The following is a 19153-nucleotide window of genomic DNA, read 5'->3' as shown; positions in this document are numbered from 1 at the left end:
AAAATAATCCACCTTGGCGAAATCCGCAAGCGCGCGCAAAATCCACGCAAAATCACTGTGGAATAAAATCATGGAGACGTCATTTCTGCTGGCCGTCGGCGCCAGTTTTCTCGTCGCTGGCTTCGTCAAGGGCGTAGTCGGACTAGGCTTGCCAACGGTGGCCATGGGCACGCTCAGCCTCGTCATGCCGCCCGTGCAGGCGGCCGCCCTGCTGATCGTGCCGTCGATGGTGACCAACGTATGGCAGCTGGCGGCCGGACCGGGCCTGCGCGCCCTGCTGCGGCGCCTGTGGCCCCTGCTGGCCTGCGTCATGGCGGGCACCCTGGCGGGCGGCGCCCTGCTGCCGAAGGACAGCGGCACCTGGGCCGTCGTCGCGCTGGGCGTGGCGCTGATGCTGTATGCGCTGGCGGGACTGTTCTCGCTGCAGCTGCGCGTGCCGGCGCGGCACGAAGCGTGGCTGGGACCCGTGGCGGGCGCCGCGACAGGACTGGTGACGGCCGCCACGGGCGTGTTCGTGATTCCCGCCGTGCCGTATCTGCAGGGACTGGGCCTGGCGCGCGATGCGCTGGTGCAGGCGCTGGGCCTGGCGTTTACCGCATCGACCGTGGCGCTGGCGGCCAGCCTGGCCCTGCACGGCGACTTCAGTCTCGGCGCGGTCGGCGCTTCCGCGTATGCGCTGCTGCCGGCGCTGGCCGGCATGCTGGCCGGCCAATGGCTGCGCGGGCGCATCGCGCAGACTGTGTTCAAACGGTGCTTTTTTGCCGGGCTGTTCGCCCTGGGCCTGCATGCGGCGGTCAAGCCATGGCTGGGATGATAGCCGTGGTGCCCTGGGGCGAGCATGCGCTGTCGGCCTGCATCGACGGGCAGCAGGTGGCCATGCTCGATTTCAGCCCCTGCGGCGGCGAAGCCACGCTCAACATGCTGTTCGTGAAACCGCCATTTCGCCATCGCGGCGTGACCAGGGCATTGATGCGCGAAATCCTGCGGCGCTATGCGCAGGTGCGCTGGGTCAATCGAGGCCGAGAATGGACGCGACCGACAGTTCGAGCTGCTCGACCAGCTCCTGCTGCATGAATTGATACTCGTCGGGGATGTCGAGCACGTGGATGGTCTTGTGCTCGAGCAGGCGGCCAAACTGCGCGCGCAGGCGCGACTTGTGCTTCTCTTCCATCACGAAAATCACCTCGCACCAGGCCAGGTCATTTGCATTGACGGGATGGCGCGCGTTCAGACTGGTACCGCCCGAACGCACGGACAGGGCGGGATGGCGGCGCCATACCCGCTCCGCCGTTGGACTGCGCCACTGGTTGCGGCTGCAAACGAACAGGACGTTCAAGCGCGCCCGAACCTCAGATACCGTAGCGCGCGCGGTAGGCGGAAACGGCTTCCTTGTGCTTCAGCAGTTCCGGATCGGCGCCCGCGCCATTCAGGTAGCCGAACAGGTCGTCCAGGTTGCCGATCGAGATGACGGGAATGCCGTACTGTTTCGACACTTCCTGCACCGCCGAACTTGGCGACAGCTGGCCGTCCGGACCCGAACGCTCCATGCGGTCCAGGGCGATCAGCACGGCGCATGGCTCGGCGCCGGCGGCACAGATCATGTCGACCGATTCGCGCACCGAGGTGCCGGCCGAGATCACATCGTCAATGATGACAACCTTGCCATGCAACTTGGCGCCGACGATGGTGCCGCCTTCGCCATGGTCCTTGGCTTCCTTGCGGTTGAAGGCGAACGAGGTGTTGCGGCCCTTGCCGGCCAGCGCCACGGCGGTGGCCGACGCCAGGGTGATGCCCTTGTAGGCGGGACCGAACAGCATGTCGAATTCGACGCCCGAGTCGAGCAGGGTCTGCGCGTAGAACTGCGCCAGCTCGGCCAGGGTGGCGCCGTCATGGAACAGGCCCGCATTGAAGAAGTACGGCGACTGGCGTCCGGCCTTGGTGGTGAACTCGCCAAACCGCAAGACTCCCTTGGATACTGAAAACGCGATAAACTGCTGGCGTAAATTATTCACATTAGCCTCATTTTTTAAAAGTGCCTGTATTTTAATCCGCGCGCAGCGGCGAGACAATCGCCATGCCGCGCCCGCCGGCCCCGTCCAGCGCCCTTTTCACTCTCGACCTATGCCAAAAATTATCTCCGCCAACCTGAACGGCATCCGTTCCGCCGCCAAAAAAGGCTTTTTCAACTGGATGGGCACGCAGACGGCCGATTTCATCTGCGTGCAGGAATTGAAGGCGCAGCTGCCCGACATGACGCCGGAATTCCTCAACCCGCACGGCTACCATGGCCATTTCCACTATGCCGAGAAAAAAGGCTATTCCGGCACGGGCGTGTACAGCAAGGTGGAACCGGACGCCGTGCATATCGGCTTCGGCAGCCCCGAATTCGATGCCGAAGGCCGCTATGTGCGCTGTGATTTTGGCAACCTGTCCGTCATTTCCGTGTACTGCCCGTCCGGTTCGTCCGGCCCGGAGCGCCAGGAAGCCAAGTTCCGCTTCATGGAACTGTTCCTGCCGCACCTGCTGGAATTGAAGGCGCTGGGCCGCGAAGTGGTCATCTGCGGCGACTGGAACATCGCCCACCACGAAATCGACCTGAAAAACTGGAAGGGCAACAAGAAGAATTCCGGCTTCCTGCCCGAGGAACGCGCGTGGCTGACGCGCGTCTTCGATGAAGTGGGCTTCGTCGACGTGCACCGCGGCCTGGACAAGCGCGAAGACCAGTACACGTGGTGGAGCAACCGGGGCCAGGCCTACGCGAAGAACGTGGGCTGGCGCATCGACTACCACGTCGCCACGCCCGGCATCGCGGCGCAGGCGCACACGGTCAGCGTCTACAAGGACGAGCGTTTTTCCGACCACGCGCCCTTGATCATCGATTACACGCTCAAGGTTTAAGCCCCCAGGCTGCGCCGGCTTTCAAAGCGGCGCGGCGCGCCGCTCAACGGGTCCGTGAAATCGATGGCGCGCGCCAGCAGCTGCAAGGGCTGCGACATGTCGTCTTCCTTGCACGGCAGGGCCACCGGGTAAAACGCATCGTTGACGATGGGGATGCCCAGCGACGCCAGGTGCACGCGCAGCTGGTGCTTGCGGCCCGTGTGCGGATGCAGCCGGTACAGGTTCAACTCGCCGCGCCGCTCGATCACGTCGATGACGGTTTCCGAGTTCGGCTCGCCCGCCTCTTCGCGCATGAGGAAGAACTGCGCGCCCTCGACCATGCGGCTGCGGTAGGTGCACGGAAAGTCGCGCTCCGTCAATGCCGGCGCCAGCGCCTCGTACGTCTTGCGCACTTCGCGGCGCTGGAACAGCGACTGGTAGGCGCCCCGGCTCGCTACCTGGCGCGAAAAAATCACCACGCCAGCCGTCTCGCGGTCGAGGCGGTGGATGGGCGTCAGGTCGGCACTGTCGAGCCGTTTCTTCAGGCGCGTCAGCAAGGTCTCCTGCACGAAGCGCCCGCCCGGCGTCATGGGCAGAAAATGGGGCTTGTCGACCACCACCAGGTGTTCGTCCTGGAACAGGATCTCTTCCTGGAAAGGGATCGGCGTTTCGCGCTCCAGCTCGCGGTAGTAAAAAATGCGCATGCCGCGCTTGTAGGCGCTGGCGGGGCCCAGCACGGCGCCGTCGCCGTCGACCACTTCGCCGCGCGCCATGCGGTCCTGCCATTGCGCGGCGCTGATCTGCGGATAGCGCGCGACGAGAAAGGAGAGCATGTCCGGCCACTGCCCCTCCGGCAGCCACAGATAGCTGGGGGCGACGCCGTCGCGCATGGGCAGCGGCACGGAACTGCTACGGGCAGACATCCTAGCGCGCGGCGATGGCGTTGCTGCGGTATGGCGGCAAGGCGTCCACGCTGACGCCCTTGCTGCGCGCATATAAGGGCAGCACTTGCGCCATGTGGCTGTTCATCTGCGAGATGCGGTCGCTGCCCGATGGGTGGGTCGAGAGGAATTCCGGCGGCGCGCCCTTGCTGACTGCCGCCATCTTCTGCCACAGCACCACGCCGGCGCGCGGGTCGAAACCGGCGCGCGCGGCCAGGTCCATGCCGATCAGGTCCGCTTCGCGCTCGTCGTCGCGCGAGAACTTCAGCATTACGCCCTTGGCCGCCATATTGGTGGCAGTGCTGGTCAGGTTCGGATCGACGCCGAGCCAGGCCGACAGGCCGGCGCCGGCCAGCTTGGCGCCCACGGCCGCCAGGTTGCCCTTGCCTGCCTGCGCCTGCGCGTGTTCGCGCAAGGCGTGCGAAATTTCATGGCCCATGACGACGGCCACTTCATCATCCGTCAGGTTCAGTTTATTCAGGATGCCGCTGTAGAAGGCGATCTGCCCGCCCGGCATGCAGAAGGCGTTCACCTCGTCCGAATTGAGCAGGTTGATCTGCCATTGCCAGCTGCTGGCGGCGTCGTTCCAGCGTGCCGCGTACGGGATGATGCGCTGGGCGATGGCACGCAAGCGTTTCACCTGCGGATCGCTGTCCGGCACGAGCGCATTTTTTTCCTTGGCCTCGCGCACCAGTTCCGCATACTGCAGTTTCGATTTCTCGTTGAAGTTTTCGCCGCCGGCGAAAATGCGCGTGCCCGACAAAGGGCGCACCTTGATGCCATCCTGCATTACCTGCTGTTGCGAATAGGCGGACAAGGGCGCCAGCGCGGTGGCGGCGCACAGGCTGGCCAGGACGGCGCAGCGTTTAAGGGATATTGGTGCCATTGGCAGACCTCCATGGAGCAATTTTAGGCAGCATCATCATGGCCGGAAAGGCCAGGAAGAAGCAAACAATGAAAAACGAGAACCAGCCCAGCTCGGCAACGAGGAAACCCACCGAGGCATTGATCAGGGTGCGCGGCACGGCGCTCAGGCTGGAAAACAGCGCATATTGCGTGGCCGTGTAGCGCGGGTCCGTGGTGCGCGACAGGAACGCGACAAACGCGGCCGCCCCCAGGCCCAGGCTGGCAAAGGCTTCGAAGCCGATCACGGCGCTCAACAGCATGGTGTTCGGCCCCACCTGCGCCAGCCAGGCGAAACCCAGAATCGCGATGGCCTGCAGCGCGCCGAACACCCACAGGCCCCGGTTGATGCCCAGCTTGAGCATCCACACGCCGCCCACCACGCCGCCGGCCAGGCTGGCCCAGAAACCCGTGGTGTTGGCGGCCAGGCCGATCTGCGTCATGGAAAAACCCAGGTCCAGGTAAAACTTCGTCGCCAGCGCCGTGGCCATGCTGTCGCCGATTTTGTAGAGTAATACGAAGGCGAGGATCCACATTGCGTTACGCCAGCCATCGCGCGCGATGAATTCCTGGAACGGCAGGATGATCGCTTCGCGCATGGTCTTCGGCGGCGAACCGTACACGGTGGGCTCCCTGATCAGCAAGGTGCACGCGAGGCCCGGCAGCATGAAGGCGGCCGTGATCCAGAACACGGGCTGCCACGGCATGCGGTCGGCCAGGATCAGCGACAGCGCGCCCGGCACCATGCCCGCCACCTTATACGCGTTGACGATGACGGCGGCGCCCAGGCCCTGCTCGTTATCGCTGAGGATTTCGCGCCGGTAGGCGTCGATGACGATGTCCTGGCTGGCGGAGAGGAAGGCCACGCCGCCCGCAGCGGCCGCGATCAGGCCGATCTGCGTGAGCGGATCGAGCATGCCCATGCCGCCGATGGAAAAGAACAGCGCCACCTGCGTCAGGGCCATCCAGCCGCGCCGGCGCCCCAGCCCCAGGATGCGGTAGCGATCCATCAGGGGCGCCCACAGGAATTTCCAGATATACGGGAACTGCACCAGAGCGAACAGCCCCAGCGCCTTGACGTTCAGGCCCGACTTGGCCAGCCATGCCTGCAGCAGATACAGCAGGATGAACAGGGGCAGGCCGGAACTGAAGCCCAGCACCAGCACGGCCAGCATGCGGCCATTGGCATAGGAACGCCAGCCTGGCGCCGGGCTTGTGCTCATCAATGCACCGCTTTTTTACGCAGGCGGAAGACGGCCAGGTCGCCACGCAGGTTGGGCAGCACGGAGACCATCCTGCCTTCGGCCAGGGCCACGCATTCGATCACTTCCAGGCCGCATTCCTCGGCCAGTTCGCGGAAGTCGTTGATGGTAGCGCAGCGCACGTTGGGCGTGTCGTACCACTGGTAGGGCAGCGATTTCGACACGGGCATGCGCCCTTTCAGCAATGCCACGCGGTGCGGCCAATAGGCGAAGTTGGGGAACGAGACGATGGCTTCGGCGCCCACGCGCACGATGTCGCGCAGCAGCGGCTCGACCTGCTTCATCATCTGCAGGGACGACAGGCACAGCACCGTATCGAAGCTGTTGTCGCCAAAGACGGCCAAGCCCTTTTCCATGTCCTGCTGGATCACGTTGACGCCGCGCAGGGTGCTGGCCAGCACCTTGTCGTCGGCGATCTCGATGCCATAGCCGCTGCACTCCTTGTCGCTTTGCAGGTACTGCAGCATCACGCCGTCGCCGCAGCCCACGTCCAGCACATGCGCGTTGTCCGGCACCCAGTGGGCGATGAAGGCCAGGTCGGGGCGCAGGGCGCTCAATTCGTCGAAAGTCATGCGGTCTCCTTGGCGCCCTGGCGGACGGCGGTGTTCTGTGCTGCGGCGGGCGCGCCCGCCGTGATGTCATGCCATACCTGGCCGTAATAGGCGCGCACCATGTTCATGTAGCGCGGGTCCTCCAGCAGGAAGGCGTCGTGGCCGTGCGGCGCGTCGATCTCGGCATACGTGACCTGGCGGCGATTGCACACCAGGGCTTCGACGATTTCGCGGCTGCGCTCGGGCGAGAAACGCCAGTCGGTGGAAAACGAGGCGAGGAAGAACTTGGCCTTGGTGCCCGACAGGGCCTTGGCCAGGTCGCCGCCATGCGCGCGCGCCGGATCGAAATAATCGAGCGCCTTGGTGATCAACAGATACGTATTGGCGTCGAAGTATTCGGAGAACTTGTCGCCCTGGTAGCGCAGGTACGATTCGATCTCGAAGTCGATGCCGAAGCCGAATTTGTAGTCGCCCGTCTGCGCCGCATCGCGCAGCTTGCGGCCGAATTTCTCGGCCATGTCGTCGTTCGACAGATAGGTGATGTGGCCCACCATGCGCGCCACGCGCAAGCCGTTCTTCGGCACCACGCCGTGCGCATAGAAGTCGCCGCCGCAGTAATCGGGGTCGGACAGGATGGCCTGGCGCGCCACGTCGTTGAAGGCGATGTTTTGCGCCGACAGCTTGGCCGTCGAGGCGATCACCACGCAGTGGCGCAAGCGCTCGGGGAACATGATGCTCCACGCCAGCGCCTGCATGCCGCCCAGGGAGCCGCCCATCACGGCGGCGAACTGCGTGATGCCCAGTTCATCGGCCAGGCGCGCCTGCGCGCTGACCCAGTCTTCCACGGTGACGACGGGGAATGAGGCGCCGTACGGCTTGCCGGTAGCGGGATTGGTGTGCATGGGGCCCGTCGAGCCGAAGCAGGAACCCAGGTTATTGACGCCGATGACGAAGAATTTGTCGGTGTCGAGCGGCTTGCCCGGTCCCACCATATTGTCCCACCAGCCCGTGCTTTTCGGCTCGTCCGCATACACGCCGGCCACGTGGTGCGAGGCGTTCAGGGCGTGGCAGACCAGCACCGCATTCGATCTGTCGGCGTTCAGGGTGCCGTAGGTTTCATACATCAACATATAGTCTTGCAGCGATGCTCCGCTTTGCAGCTGCAAGGGTTGCGCAAAATACATGGTTTGCGGCGAAACGATTCCAATGGATGACATGTGTGTCGGTTTATAAAAGGGGGGCGGCCCCACGGGCCATGGTCGATGCAGCACCGCGATGATAGGTGCTGCAACTTTAGCATCAGGACACCTCTTGCCGCGCGCGAGGTGTCCTGATGCTGATAAAACGACAGTTTACATGAGCTGCAACTGTTGTACGGCTTCCGCGATCACATTTGGCTCCATGGAACGCATAATTTTGCGCATTTGTGGTGCGATCAGGCCCAGGTCGCTGTTGAGGATCTCTTGCTTGACCGCCAACAGTTGCGCCGGGTGCATGGAAAACTCGCGCAAGCCCATGCCCAGCAGCAAGCGCGTGAGCTTCACGTCGCCCGCCATCTCGCCGCACACGGCCACGTCGATGCCCGCCTTGTGGCCGGCGGCGATCGTCATCGAGATCAGCTGCAGCACGGCCGGATGCAGCGGATTGTACAAATGCGCCACTTCGTAATCGACGCGGTCGATGGCCAGGGTGTACTGGATCAGGTCATTCGTGCCGATCGACAGGAAATCCATGCGCTTGACGAACATGGGCAAGGCCAGCGCGGCGGCCGGTATCTCGATCATGGCGCCCACTTCGACCTCGTCGTCGAACTTGACGCCCTCCTCGCGCAGGCTGGCCTTCGCTTGCGCGATCATGGCCAGCGACTGGTCGATCTCGAACGCATGCGCCAGCATGGGAATCAGAATGCGCACCTTGCCGAAGGCCGAGGCGCGCAGGATGGCGCGCAGCTGCGTCAGGAACAGCTGCGGCTCGGCCAGGCAGTAACGGATGGCGCGCAAGCCCAGGGCGGGATTCAAGGCCGTATGGTCGGACTGATCGAGCGGCTTGTCGGCGCCGATATCGAGCGTGCGGATGGTCACCACGCGCCCTTTCATCGATTGCACCGTGTTGCGGTAAGCCTCGAACTGCTCGTCCTCGGTGGGGATCTTGTGCGCGCGGCCCATGAACAGGAATTCGGAGCGGAACAGGCCCACGCCGCTGGCGCCCGATTCCAGCGCGAACGGGCAATCCTCGGGCAGTTCGATATTCGCCAGCAGGGTAATCGGCGTGCCGCACCTGGTGACGGCCGGCGTCTTTTTCAGCTTGCCCAGCTTTTTGCGCGCGCGCTGCATGGCCACCTGGCGCTCGCGGTACTGCTCCAGCACCAGGGGACTGGGGTTGGCGATCACCACGCCCGCGTCGCCGTCGATGATCAGCCAGTCGTCCTGCTCGATCAGCATCGACGCCTGCGACATGCCGACGGCGGCCGGGATATCCAGGCTGCGCGCGACGATGGCCGTATGCGAGTTCTGGCCGCCCACGTCGGTGATGAAGCCGATGAAGGAGCGGTCGCGGAACTGCAGCATGTCGGCCGGCGAGATATCGTGGGCGACGACGATCATCTGCGCCAGCAACTCATCGTCGGCCGCCGCTTTCGGCAGCAGCTGTTCGGTGCCCAGCAAGACCTTCAGCACGCGCTCGGCCACTTGCTGGATATCGGCCTTGCGCTCGCGCAGATACGGGTCTTCGATTTCGTCGAACTGCGCCGACAATTCATCGATCTGCGTCAGCAGCGCCCATTCGGCGTTGTAATGGCGCGAACGGATGATGTCGAGCGGCGCTTCGGCGATCATCGGGTCAGACAGGATCAGCGCGTGCACGTCGATGAACGCGCCCAGTTCGGTGGGCGCATCCTTCGGCAGCTCGTTCCACAGGGTTTGCAGTTCCTTGTGGACGGCCGCGATGGCGTTCTGCAAGCGCTGGACTTCCGCTTCGATCTGTTCCTGGGCGACCAGGTAATGTTTGACGTCAAGGGCGGCCGGCGCCAGCAGATGCGCGCGGCCAATGGCGATGCCGCGGGAGACCGGGATGCCGTGGAGCGTGAAAGATGCCATGGGGTGACCTGTCGGAATGCGGCTGCGGCTGCGTTCGGCGGGCATTACTCGCCTTCGCCAAACCTGTCATTAATCAGGGCGGTGAGGGCATCGACACATGCCTGCTCGTCATCGCCCTCGGCTTCCAGGGTCACTTTCGCGCCCTTGCCGGCGGCCAGCATCATCACGCCCATGATGGACTTGGCGTTGATGCGGCGCGCGTTGCGGGTCAGCCAGACGTCGCTCTTGAACTTGGCGGCGAGCTGGGTAAATTTGGCGGAGGCGCGTGCGTGCAGTCCCAGCTTGTTGATGATTTCGAGTTCTTTTTGAATCATTTTTGTATGGTCTCTATCCCTGAATGCACTACGCTGATGACAATCTTGGCCTATAAAACCCGCCGCCTTCAGGGCGGCGGCCATGCACTTTCCTATTCGCCTACGCGGATGCGGTTATCGACGCGCACGGCGCCGCTTTGCGCACCGGCCAGCGCCATCTCCACCACCACGTCGAGCGTGTCGCGGCGATACGTGATGGCGCGCAGCAGCATCGGCAGGCTGATGCCGGCGATGACTTCCACCCGGCCCGCATCGGCCAGCTTGTTGCAGCAGTTCGATGGCGTGCCCCCCTTCACGTCGGTAATCACCAGCACGCCGGAGCCGTCGTCGAGGCGGCAGATGGCTTCCGACGCCAGCTTCTGCACTTCCGCCAGGTCCTGGTCGGCGACGACGTCGATGGCTTCAAAACGTTCCGTTGGCCCCCGAAACACATGCGCGCAGGCGGCGATGAATGCCTGTCCCAGCGGTGCGTGTGTCATGAGCAAAATCCCTACCATGGTCATTTCACTTTCTGGTGCTGCTGTGCTTGCGCAACGCCATGCTCGACGGCGTCGACAAACATGGCCGCCACATCAAAACCCGTCTGCTGCATGATTTCCTGAAAGCAGGTTGGGCTGGTGACGTTGACTTCCGTCAGATAGTCGCCGATCACGTCCAATCCTACCAGCATCAGGCCACGCGCGGCCAGGATCGGGCCCAGCTTTTCAGCGATTTCCAGGTCGCGCGCCGTCAATGGCTGCGCCACGCCCGTGCCGCCGGCAGCCAGGTTGCCCCGGACTTCGCCCGCCTGCGGGATGCGCGCCAGCGAAAACGGTACCGGCTTGCCGCCGATGACGAGGATGCGCTTGTCGCCCTTGACGATGTCGGCGATGAAACGCTGGGCCATGATGGTCTGCGCGCCGTTGTCCGTCAGCGTCTCGATGATGGCGCCCAGGTTCAGGCCATCGGCCTTGACGCGGAAGATGCCCGTGCCGCCCATGCCGTCGAGCGGCTTGAAGATGACGTCCTGGTGCTTGGCGTGGAAGGCGCGCAGGCGCGCTTCGTTCGACGTCACCAGGGTCGGCGAAGTGAATTCGGAAAACTGCGCGATGGCCAGCTTCTCATTGTTGTCGCGGATGGCGGACGGCTTGTTGAAGACGTGCGCGCCCTGCTTTTCCGCCAGTTCCAGCAGATACGTGCCATACACGTATTCCATGTCGAACGGCGGGTCCTTGCGCTCGATGATGGCGTCCAGGGCCGACAGGCGCACTTCCTCGGTGGAAACGACCTTGTACCAGTCGTGCTCGTCGCCCGTCAGCTCGATATGCTGTACCCGCGCCGTGACGATGCCCTCTTCCAGCGCCATGTCCTTCTGCTCGAAGGCGTAGACGGCGTGGCCACGTTTGGCCGCCTCGCGCATCATGGCGAAGGTGGAATCTTTGTAAGTCTTGAAGCCTGCCAGCGGGTCGGCAAGGAATGCAATTTTCATGGTGCGTCCAATCGGGGAGCCTGGATAAGGAATGCTTGATTCTAGCCGAGATCGCCAGGCGCGGTAGTCACCGCGCCCGGCAAGCCGCAGGGATGGATCAATACACCTCGGGATTCGGGTCCGTGCGCTCCATTTCCAGCGACGCGGCCAGCAAGGCCAGGCGCGCCACCACGCCATACACATAGAAGCGGTTCGGCGCGGCCGTGCCCGGCTTGGCCTTCAAGTCCGGCACGGCATGCTGCTGGGCAAACGCCAGCGGCACGTACTGCGAACCGGGCGCGTTCAGGTTCTGGTCCACGCCCCGCTCCGCATGCACGCGGTAGAAGCCGCCCACCACGTAGCGGTCGATCATGTAGACGACAGGCTCGGCCACGGCATCCTTGATGCTTTCAAAGGTGGGCACGCCTTCCTGGATGATCACGTCCGTGACAACCTTGCCGTCCTTGACGATGGACATCTTGTCGCGCTGCTTGCGCGACAGGTCGCGCACTTCGCTGGCGTCGCGCACCGTCATGATGCCCGTGCCATACGTGCCCGCATCGGGCTTGACGATGACGAAGGGCTTTTCCTTGATGCCGTATTCCTTGTATTTCTTGCGGATCTTGGCCAGCAGCACGTCGACGCTGGCGGCCAGCGCATCTTCGCCCTCGCCTTCCTGGAAGTTGACGTCGCTGCACTTGGAATGGAAGGGATTGAGCATCCACGGGTCGACATCGATCATCTTGCCGAATTTTTTCACCACTTCATCGTAGGCCGTGTAGTGGTTGCTCTTGCGGCGCAAGGCCCAGCCCGCATGCAAGGGCGGCAGCAGGCTTTGCTCATGAATATTTTGCAAGATATCGGGGATGCCGTCCGACAAGTCGTTATTCAGCAAGATCGTGCACGGGTCGAAATCCTTCAAGCCCAGGCGGCGGCCGTTGTTCAGGCGCACGAGGGGCTCGATGACGAGCATGTTGCCATCTGGCAACGCCAACGGTGTCGGCTGGGTGATGTCGGGCGACCAGGAGCCGAAGCGCACGTGCAGCCCCGTCTGGCGGAAGATCTGCATCAGGCGCGCCACGTTCTGCAGGTATTGCGGCGTCGTGTTGTGCAATTCCGGCACGATCAGCAGGTTGCGGGCATCCGGGCAATACTTGTCGATGGCGGCCATGGCCGCCTGCACGGACAAGGGCAGCATTTCCGTGGCCAGGTTATGGAAACCGCCAGGGAAGAGATTGGTATCGACGGGCGCCAGCTTGTAGCCCGCATTACGCAAGTCTACCGAGCAATAGAAGGGCGGCGTGTGCTCTTGCCACTCCATGCGAAACCAGCGCTCAATGGCCGGCGTCGCGGCCAGAATCTTTTTTTCGAGGTCGAGCAGCGGTCCGGTCAGGGCCGTGACGAGATGGGGAACCATAGTTACATCCTTAAATTATGTGCAGTATTCAAAAAAGCACACAGAACTGCCGACTATATTACCGTGTAAGTACCCCAAATCGGGGCAAAAGCCTTGTTTTAAAGACCTTTTCCATTCCCATAACGAAAAAAAGGCGCCTCAATGAGGCGCCTTTTCCAGCAGGACACGCCGCGCCGGGGCGCTGGCGTGCCAGATGATTAGCATTTAGCCATGATATGCCTGCTCGCCATGGCTGGTGATATCGAGGCCTTCGCGCTCTTCTTCTTCCGGGACGCGCAAGCCGATGACGATGTCGACCAGTTTATAGGCGATGACGGAGACGATGGCCGACCAGACGATGGTGGTCCCGACCGCTTGCGCCTGCACCCACACCTGGTGGCCGATCGAGTATGGATCGGCCGACATCTTGTTGGTGACGTAGTCGAAGATGCCCTGGCCGCCCAGTTGTGGCGCCGCAAACACACCCGTCAGCAAGGCGCCCAGGATACCGCCCACGCCATGCACGCCGAACACGTCGAGCGAATCGTCGGCGCCGATCAGGCGTTTCAGGCCATTCACGCCCCACAGGCAGACGACACCGGCCAGCAAGCCGATGACCAGGCCGCCCATCGGGCCGACAAAGCCGGCTGCCGGGGTGATCGCCACCAGGCCGGCAACGGCGCCCGATGCGCCACCGAGCATGGATGGCTTGCCTTTGCTGATCCACTCGCCAAACACCCACGACAGGGTGGCAGCGGCAGTCGCCAGCAAGGTGTTGACGAAGGCCAGGGCCGCCACGTCGCCCGCTTCCAGCGAGGAACCGGCATTGAAACCGAACCAGCCCACCCACAACAGGGAAGCGCCGATCATGGTCATCGTCAGCGAGTGCGGCGCCATCGATTCACGGCCGTAGCCGACGCGCTTGCCGATCATGATGGCGCCCACCAGGCCGGCAACGGCGGCATTGATGTGCACCACGGTACCTCCGGCGAAGTCCAGCGCGCCTTTTTGCCAGATCCAGCCCGCCTTCAGGGCTTCGCTGGCCGAGGTGGCGGCGTTGGTGATGAGGTCAGGACCGGTCCAGAACCACACCATGTGGGCCGCTGGCAGGTAGGCAAACGTGAACCACAGCACGACGAAGGCCAGCACGGCGGCAAACTTGGCGCGCTCGGCAAAGGCGCCGACGATCAGTGCGCAAGTGATGGCGGCAAACGTGCCCTGGAACGCCACGAAGACGAACTCGGGAATGACCACGCCCTTGCTGAAGGTGGCGGCGGCGGCAAACGTGCCCTTGGCCGGATCCCAGATACCGTTCAGGAACAGGCGGTCGAAGCCACCGAAGAAGGCGGTTTTTTCCGTGAACGCGATCGAGTAGCCGTAGATGCACCACAGGACGATGACCAGCGCAAACACCATAAACACCTGGATCAGCACGGACAGCATGTTCTTGGAGCGCACCAGGCCGCCGTAGAACAAGGCCAGGCCGGGGATGGTCATCAGGATCACCAGCAAGGTGCTGATCATCATGAAACTCGTATCGCCCTTGTTGGCGACTGGGGCGGCGGCGGGCGCGGCGGCGGCAGGGGCCGGAGCGGCGGCAGCGGGCGCGGCGGCCGGTGCCGCTGCGTCTGGCGCCGGCGTCACGGCAGGGGCAGCGACGGCCGCAGTCGTGGCCGCTTCTGTCTTGGCGGGGGCATCGGCAAAGCTCGGCGCGGCGACGCCAAACGCACACAGACAGGCTATCCCAGCTAGCAATTTTGTTATATTTTTACGCATCGATATTCCCCTTAGAGCGCTTCGTTGCCGGTTTCACCGGTACGGATACGGATGACTTGTTCCAGGTTGTAGACGAAAATCTTGCCATCGCCGATTTTACCGGTACGCGCGGCACCTTCGATCGCTTCGATGGCCTGGTCGACAATGGCGTCATCGACGGCCGCTTCAATCTTCGTTTTTGGCAAGAAATCGACGACATACTCGGCGCCACGGTAGAGTTCCGTGTGACCTTTCTGACGGCCGAAACCCTTGACTTCGGTGACGGTAATGCCTTGCACATTGATAGCCGACAAGGCTTCGCGTACTTCGTCCAATTTGAACGGTTTAATGATTGCAGTAATCATTTTCATGGCTGTCTCGCTTAAAAGGTTTTGGATACGGTCAGCACGAGACCGGATTTCGCCAGATTCTTGCCGTTCGGCGCCAGCGACGTAATGTTGGCCTTCACGACAGCCAGGGCAACGGTCGCCATGCCGAAATCCTTGGTTACGCCGATCTTGAAATCGTTATAGCTGAGGGAATCGTTGTGTGCGACCTTCTGGCGCCCCGCGTGCAGATTCAGGATGTAGCCGTCATGCACGTCCACGTTGGCGCCCACGTCGAGGTAGCCACTGTTCTTGCTGTCGGCCACGCCGAACAAATTGGTGGTCGAATGCGAATACTTGATGTACGCAGGGCCATAGCCCAGCTGGCCGTACAGCTCGAAAGTGTTCGCATTGGTGCTCAGGCCATTCGATGGATAGAAGTAATACAGGCCGCCCACGTCATAGGTAAAATCCTTGCTGATCTCGCCCCGCTTGCCGCCGTAGATATCCCATTCCAGGTTGGTGTCGCCGCCGCCGTCCTTGATCCATTTGATGCTCGACAGCCAGGTGCCCACATACAGCCCCGTCGGATTGTGGGTATAGTCGGCGCCGCCGCTGATGGCAGGGTCGAGGCGGCTTTGCGACACGCCGCGGTAGCGGTAGTCGCTGGTCAGCGCCACGTTGTAGCTCACCACATTGTCGGGCACGGCTTCGGCCGCGACAGGCGCCGCCACTGCGTCCTGGGCCATGGCGCTACCGCTCAAGGCGGTCATGGCCAGCGTCAACGCTGCAGCTAAAGTCATGTTCTTGGACAGATTCTTCATGGCGATTCCCTTTTATTGAACTTTTAAAGCGGTTGAGGTTTAAAATCTTGGCTGGAGATCACAAAGCGTTCATAGCTTCTTTAGCAGAATACGTGCCAGCTCTCTTGCCACCTTGACAGGTGCATTTCCGTCCATACATAGCCTGCAAGCCGCCAGGACTGCGGGAACGGGCTGCTGAAGCACAATGAACCGCCCAGCTTCGCACCAGATTAACGCCGCTGTGCACCGCAATGGTGCGATGCACAGGCCGCACCATAAAAGGACTGACCATGGACATGAATACCTTCTTTAACGACTTGCAAGGCAAGATCCATCAAGCCATCGAAAACTCGCCGGCCAAGGATATCGAGAAAAACGTGAAATCGATGATGACCCAGGGCTTCGCCCGCCTCGATCTCGTCACGCGCGAGGAATTCGATATCCAGGCGCAAGTGCTGGCCAAGACCCGCGCCAAGCTCGACGCACTGGAATTGCGCATGATCGAACTGGAAACGCGCCTGAACGATACCAAAGCGTAAAGTGCGGCCAGCCAGGCCCCCTTATTGACGGCCTTGCTGGCATAGCTCAAGCCTGGCGGCGCTTCCAGCGCTAGACTGATCCTGCCCGCGCCCGCGTTACGGGGGAGTCTGATGAGTCTGGCCGTCCTGAAAAGCCGCGCCCTGGCCGGCATGGAGGCGCCCGAGGTAAGTGTCGAAGTCCACCTTGCCAATGGTTTGCCCTCGTTTACGATAGTCGGCCTGCCGGATACGGAAGTGAAGGAATCGCGCGACCGCGTCCGCGCCGCGCTGCAAAACTGCGGCTTCGAGATGCCGGCGCGGCGCATTACGGCCAATCTGGCGCCGGCCGACCTGCCCAAGGAATCGGGCCGCTTCGACCTGCCCATTGCGCTGGGCATCCTGGCCGCCTCGGGCCAATTGCCGGGCGATCAATTACACCACTATGAATTCGCGGGCGAGCTGTCGCTGTCGGGCCAGCTACGCCCCATCCGCGGCGCGCTGGCCATGACCTTTGCCATGCAGCGCAGCCGGGCCGGTGCACCACGCGCCTTCATCCTGCCCCAGGCGAACGCAGACGAAGCGGCGCTGGTCGGCGATGCCTGCATCTATCCGGCCCACAGCCTGCTCGAGGTCTGTGCGCATTTTGCCGCGCATGCCAGCCAGCAGACTGCCCTGCAGCGCCATCAACCCACGCTGGCGGCGCACGCTTTCCCGTATCCCGACTTTGCCGATGTGCAAGGGCAGCAGCAGGCGCGGCGCGCCCTGGAAGTGGCCGCGGCGGGCGGCCATCATGTCCTGATGGTGGGGCCGCCGGGTGCCGGCAAGACCATGCTGGCCAGCCGCTTTCCCGGCGTGCTGCCGCCCATGAACGATGAAGAGGCGCTGGAATCGGCTGCCGTGCATTCGCTGGGCGGCCATTTCAAGGTGGAACACTGGAAGCGCCGCCCCTACCGGGCACCGCACCAGACGGCGTCCGGCGTGGCCCTGGTAGGCGGCGGCAACGTGCCGCGCCCGGGAGAAATCTCGCTGGCGCACTGCGGCGTGTTGTTTCTCGATGAAATTGCCGAATTCCACCGCCGGGTGCTCGATGTCCTGCGCCAGCCCATGGAATCGGGAGTGATCAGCATTTCACGCGCGGCCCGCCAGGCCGAGTTTCCCGCCCGCTTTCAGCTGATCGCCGCCATGAATCCCTGTCCGTGCGGCTATCTGGGCCACGCTTCCGGCCGTTGCCGCTGTACGCCCGATGCCGTGCTGCGCTATCACAACCGCCTGTCCGGTCCGCTACTCGACCGTATCGACCTGCAGATCGAAGTGGCCGCCATGCCCCCGGCGGCGCTGGGGCGGCGTGCCGGTGCCGGCGAAAGTACGCAAGCCATCGCCGCCCGGGTAGCGGCAGCGTTTGCCCTGCAGCTGACGCGCCAGGGGAAATCGAACCAGCGCTTGAGCAACACGGAAATCGAACAGCATTGTCGCCTGGACGCACATGGCGAACAGCTGCTGCTTGGCGCCATGGCGCGCCTGCACTGGTCGGCGCGCACTTACCATCGGGTATTGCGCGTGGCGCGCAGCATCGCGGACCTGGCGGGCAGCCCCGCCATCACGCCGCCGCATCTGGCCGAGGCCATCCAGTACCGGCGCGTACTGCGCGAGCTATGAGGCTGCCCATGGCCCGTACGTGCGCGATTGCGCGTGGCTGGCGGCGCTGCTACCATCTGCTGATGAAAAAACCATCACTTGCCATCTTCCTGGCCGTGCTTGCGGCTGCCTGCACGCTGTCCGCCTGCAGTCCGAAATTCGACTGGCGCGACTATCGCAGCCCCGACGCCCAGTTCACGGCCCTGTTTCCAGGCAAGCCGGCCGTACTGACACGCGAGATCGATCTCGATGGCAAGAAAGTGAGCCTGACCATGACGGCGAGCGAAGCCGATGGCAGCACCTTCGCCATCGGCAGCGCCGTGCTCGACAGCGCAGAACAGGCGCAAGCGGCCTTGCCCGCCATGCAGACGGCCCTGTTGAAAAATATCAACGGCACCGTGCGCAGCGAAAAATCCGTCTCGGCGGCCAGCAGCAGCGCTGCCGGCACGCAGCAGCGCAGTTCGCTCAGCATCGAAGCCGGCGGCACGCAGCAAGGCAAGCCTGTATTGCTGGTGGGCCGTTTTGTGGCGCAGGACAAGCGCATCTTCCAGATCGTCATACTCGGTGAAGAAAGCAAGCTGTCGCGCGACACCATCGACACCTTCATGGACTCCGTGAAACTGGATTGAGACTTAACGATCGCTTAAATGGCGGTTTTCACGATGGGCAAGCCCTTGTAAATACGTGCGTTGTCCAACAGATGGCCCTATCCGGCTTGCAAATGTGCAATCCGGGCAATCGGACGGCCTGTGCGACATTTCAAGTCGTGATATTGTTTCGACACTAACAACAAGTTCCAGAAAGCGCTTATGTTGATCTCATTCAAATCCAAATCCTCCCCTGAAGTGCTGATGTACCAGGAACATGCGCAGCGTATCCTCGACATCCTGCACAAGAACCCCACGCGCGGCGTCATCACGCCAGCGGAAGCGGGTGATGCCCTGGCCCTGCTGGAAAAAGAGGTCGCGGAAAGCAAACTGCATCCGGAAAATGACATCGAACACGATGCGCATACGCCGGAAACGCTGGAAGATGGCGAAACGGGCGCGCATGCGCGCGCGCAAAAAGTCCATTTTTCCCAGCGCGCCTATCCGCTGATGGAAATGCTGCGCTCGGCCAAGGCAGAAGGTGAAAGCATCACCTGGGGCATCTAGCCCGATGCATGCTGCAGACGAAAAAAAACCCCGCACACGCGGGGTTTTTTTATATAACAAGCCTGACGATAACCTACTTTCACACTGGTTGCAGCACTATCATCGGCGCAAAGTTGTTTCACGGTCCTGTTCGGGATGGGAAGGGGTGGGACCAACTTGCTATGGTCATCAGGCAT

The 19153-nt window shown here is 62.7% G+C and carries 22 protein-coding genes and 1 rRNA gene; 7 read left to right on the top strand and 16 right to left on the bottom strand.

Going from position 1 to position 19153, the window contains the following annotated elements; genetic code table 11:
* Positions 1-70 precede the first annotated feature (70 nt).
* Positions 71-814 carry a sulfite exporter TauE/SafE family protein gene (locus tag VPH41_RS25500; RefSeq protein ID WP_328571937.1) on the top strand — a complete coding sequence of 248 codons (744 nt, stop codon included), beginning with the start codon at positions 71-73 and terminating at the stop codon, positions 812-814.
* Positions 712-1074, top strand: a complete 363-nt coding sequence (locus VPH41_RS28490) for a GNAT family N-acetyltransferase (RefSeq protein WP_442906324.1) — start codon at positions 712-714, stop codon at positions 1072-1074. The genes VPH41_RS25500 and VPH41_RS28490 overlap by 103 nt, the downstream gene beginning before the upstream one ends.
* Here the strand turns inward: VPH41_RS28490 and VPH41_RS25495 are convergent.
* On the bottom strand, positions 1010-1336 hold the full coding sequence (locus tag VPH41_RS25495; protein ID WP_328571936.1) for a low molecular weight protein tyrosine phosphatase family protein: 327 nt from the start codon (positions 1334-1336) through the stop codon (positions 1010-1012). The genes VPH41_RS28490 and VPH41_RS25495 overlap by 65 nt on opposite strands.
* Before the next feature lie 13 nt (positions 1337-1349).
* Positions 1350-2012: an orotate phosphoribosyltransferase gene (gene pyrE, locus VPH41_RS25490; protein ID WP_328571935.1), complete on the bottom strand. Its 663-nt coding sequence runs from the start codon at positions 2010-2012 to the stop codon at positions 1350-1352.
* 109 nt (positions 2013-2121) lie between these two features.
* On the opposite strand from pyrE, the gene VPH41_RS25485 reads away from it, so the two are divergent.
* Positions 2122-2898 (top strand): exodeoxyribonuclease III, encoded by a 777-nt coding sequence (locus VPH41_RS25485; protein ID WP_152283926.1) that lies wholly within the window; start codon positions 2122-2124, stop codon positions 2896-2898.
* Here VPH41_RS25485 and VPH41_RS25480 read toward each other — a convergent pair.
* The 13 genes from VPH41_RS25480 to VPH41_RS25420 form a co-directional block, all read right to left on the bottom strand.
* Complete coding sequence (locus VPH41_RS25480) at positions 2895-3800, bottom strand: RluA family pseudouridine synthase (protein ID WP_328571934.1); 906 nt, start codon at positions 3798-3800, stop codon at positions 2895-2897. The two genes, VPH41_RS25485 and VPH41_RS25480, sit on opposite strands and share 4 nt — an antisense overlap.
* A 1-nt stretch (position 3801) precedes the next feature.
* Complete coding sequence (locus VPH41_RS25475) at positions 3802-4704, bottom strand: M48 family metallopeptidase (protein WP_328571933.1); 903 nt, start codon at positions 4702-4704, stop codon at positions 3802-3804.
* Entirely contained in the window at positions 4685-5944 is a 1260-nt protein-coding gene (locus tag VPH41_RS25470) for an AmpG family muropeptide MFS transporter (RefSeq protein WP_287776715.1), read from the bottom strand. Before VPH41_RS25470 ends, VPH41_RS25475 begins: the two co-directional genes overlap by 20 nt.
* The gene (gene metW / locus VPH41_RS25465; RefSeq protein WP_152256136.1) at positions 5944-6555 is read right to left on the bottom strand and encodes a methionine biosynthesis protein MetW; all 612 of its coding nucleotides are present in this window, start codon (positions 6553-6555) and stop codon (positions 5944-5946) included. The genes VPH41_RS25470 and metW overlap by 1 nt, the downstream gene beginning before the upstream one ends.
* Positions 6552-7751 (bottom strand): homoserine O-succinyltransferase MetX, encoded by a 1200-nt coding sequence (gene metX / locus VPH41_RS25460; RefSeq protein WP_152283930.1) that lies wholly within the window; start codon positions 7749-7751, stop codon positions 6552-6554. The genes metW and metX overlap by 4 nt, the downstream gene beginning before the upstream one ends.
* 135 nt (positions 7752-7886) lie before the next feature.
* On the bottom strand, positions 7887-9629 hold the full coding sequence (gene ptsP / locus VPH41_RS25455; protein WP_152283931.1) for a phosphoenolpyruvate--protein phosphotransferase: 1743 nt from the start codon (positions 9627-9629) through the stop codon (positions 7887-7889).
* A gap of 44 nt (positions 9630-9673) precedes the next feature.
* Positions 9674-9943, bottom strand: a complete 270-nt coding sequence (locus tag VPH41_RS25450; protein WP_010393142.1) for an HPr family phosphocarrier protein — start codon at positions 9941-9943, stop codon at positions 9674-9676.
* A 92-nt stretch (positions 9944-10035) separates the two neighbouring features.
* Positions 10036-10440 carry a PTS sugar transporter subunit IIA gene (locus VPH41_RS25445; protein WP_029496035.1) on the bottom strand — a complete coding sequence of 135 codons (405 nt, stop codon included), beginning with the start codon at positions 10438-10440 and terminating at the stop codon, positions 10036-10038.
* Positions 10441-10442: 2 nt separating this feature from the next.
* Entirely contained in the window at positions 10443-11411 is a 969-nt protein-coding gene (gshB, locus tag VPH41_RS25440) for a glutathione synthase (RefSeq protein WP_287776707.1), read from the bottom strand.
* A 97-nt stretch (positions 11412-11508) separates the two neighbouring features.
* Positions 11509-12807: a glutamate--cysteine ligase gene (gene gshA / locus VPH41_RS25435; protein WP_328571932.1), complete on the bottom strand. Its 1299-nt coding sequence runs from the start codon at positions 12805-12807 to the stop codon at positions 11509-11511.
* A gap of 204 nt (positions 12808-13011) precedes the next feature.
* On the bottom strand, positions 13012-14562 hold the full coding sequence (locus VPH41_RS25430) for an ammonium transporter (protein ID WP_328571931.1): 1551 nt from the start codon (positions 14560-14562) through the stop codon (positions 13012-13014).
* Between the two features lie 11 nt (positions 14563-14573).
* Positions 14574-14912 carry a P-II family nitrogen regulator gene (locus VPH41_RS25425; protein WP_010393464.1) on the bottom strand — a complete coding sequence of 113 codons (339 nt, stop codon included), beginning with the start codon at positions 14910-14912 and terminating at the stop codon, positions 14574-14576.
* 11 nt (positions 14913-14923) lie between these two features.
* A complete protein-coding gene (locus VPH41_RS25420; RefSeq protein WP_328571930.1) occupies positions 14924-15691 on the bottom strand; it encodes a TorF family putative porin in 768 nt (255 codons plus the stop codon).
* 269 nt (positions 15692-15960) lie between these two features.
* Between VPH41_RS25420 and VPH41_RS25415 the strand changes: the two genes are divergently transcribed.
* From VPH41_RS25415 to VPH41_RS25400, 4 genes are all read left to right on the top strand, one after another.
* Entirely contained in the window at positions 15961-16209 is a 249-nt protein-coding gene (locus VPH41_RS25415) for an accessory factor UbiK family protein (protein WP_328571929.1), read from the top strand.
* Between the two features lie 111 nt (positions 16210-16320).
* On the top strand, positions 16321-17844 hold the full coding sequence (locus VPH41_RS25410; RefSeq protein ID WP_328571928.1) for a YifB family Mg chelatase-like AAA ATPase: 1524 nt from the start codon (positions 16321-16323) through the stop codon (positions 17842-17844).
* Positions 17845-17852: 8 nt separating this feature from the next.
* Positions 17853-18452 (top strand): hypothetical protein, encoded by a 600-nt coding sequence (locus tag VPH41_RS25405; RefSeq protein ID WP_328571927.1) that lies wholly within the window; start codon positions 17853-17855, stop codon positions 18450-18452.
* A 180-nt stretch (positions 18453-18632) separates the two neighbouring features.
* Positions 18633-18977, top strand: a complete 345-nt coding sequence (locus VPH41_RS25400; protein ID WP_071325465.1) for a DUF1840 domain-containing protein — start codon at positions 18633-18635, stop codon at positions 18975-18977.
* A 60-nt stretch (positions 18978-19037) separates the two neighbouring features.
* On the opposite strand, the gene rrf is transcribed toward VPH41_RS25400, so the two are convergent.
* Positions 19038-19150, bottom strand: a 5S ribosomal RNA gene (rrf, locus tag VPH41_RS25395).
* Positions 19151-19153 lie beyond the last annotated feature (3 nt).

Source organism: Janthinobacterium sp. P210006 (assembly GCF_036231885.1).
In the GTDB taxonomy this organism is placed as follows: Bacteria; Pseudomonadota; Gammaproteobacteria; order Burkholderiales; family Burkholderiaceae_D; genus Janthinobacterium; species Janthinobacterium violaceinigrum.
This window is presented reverse-complemented; position numbering and strand designations above follow the sequence as displayed.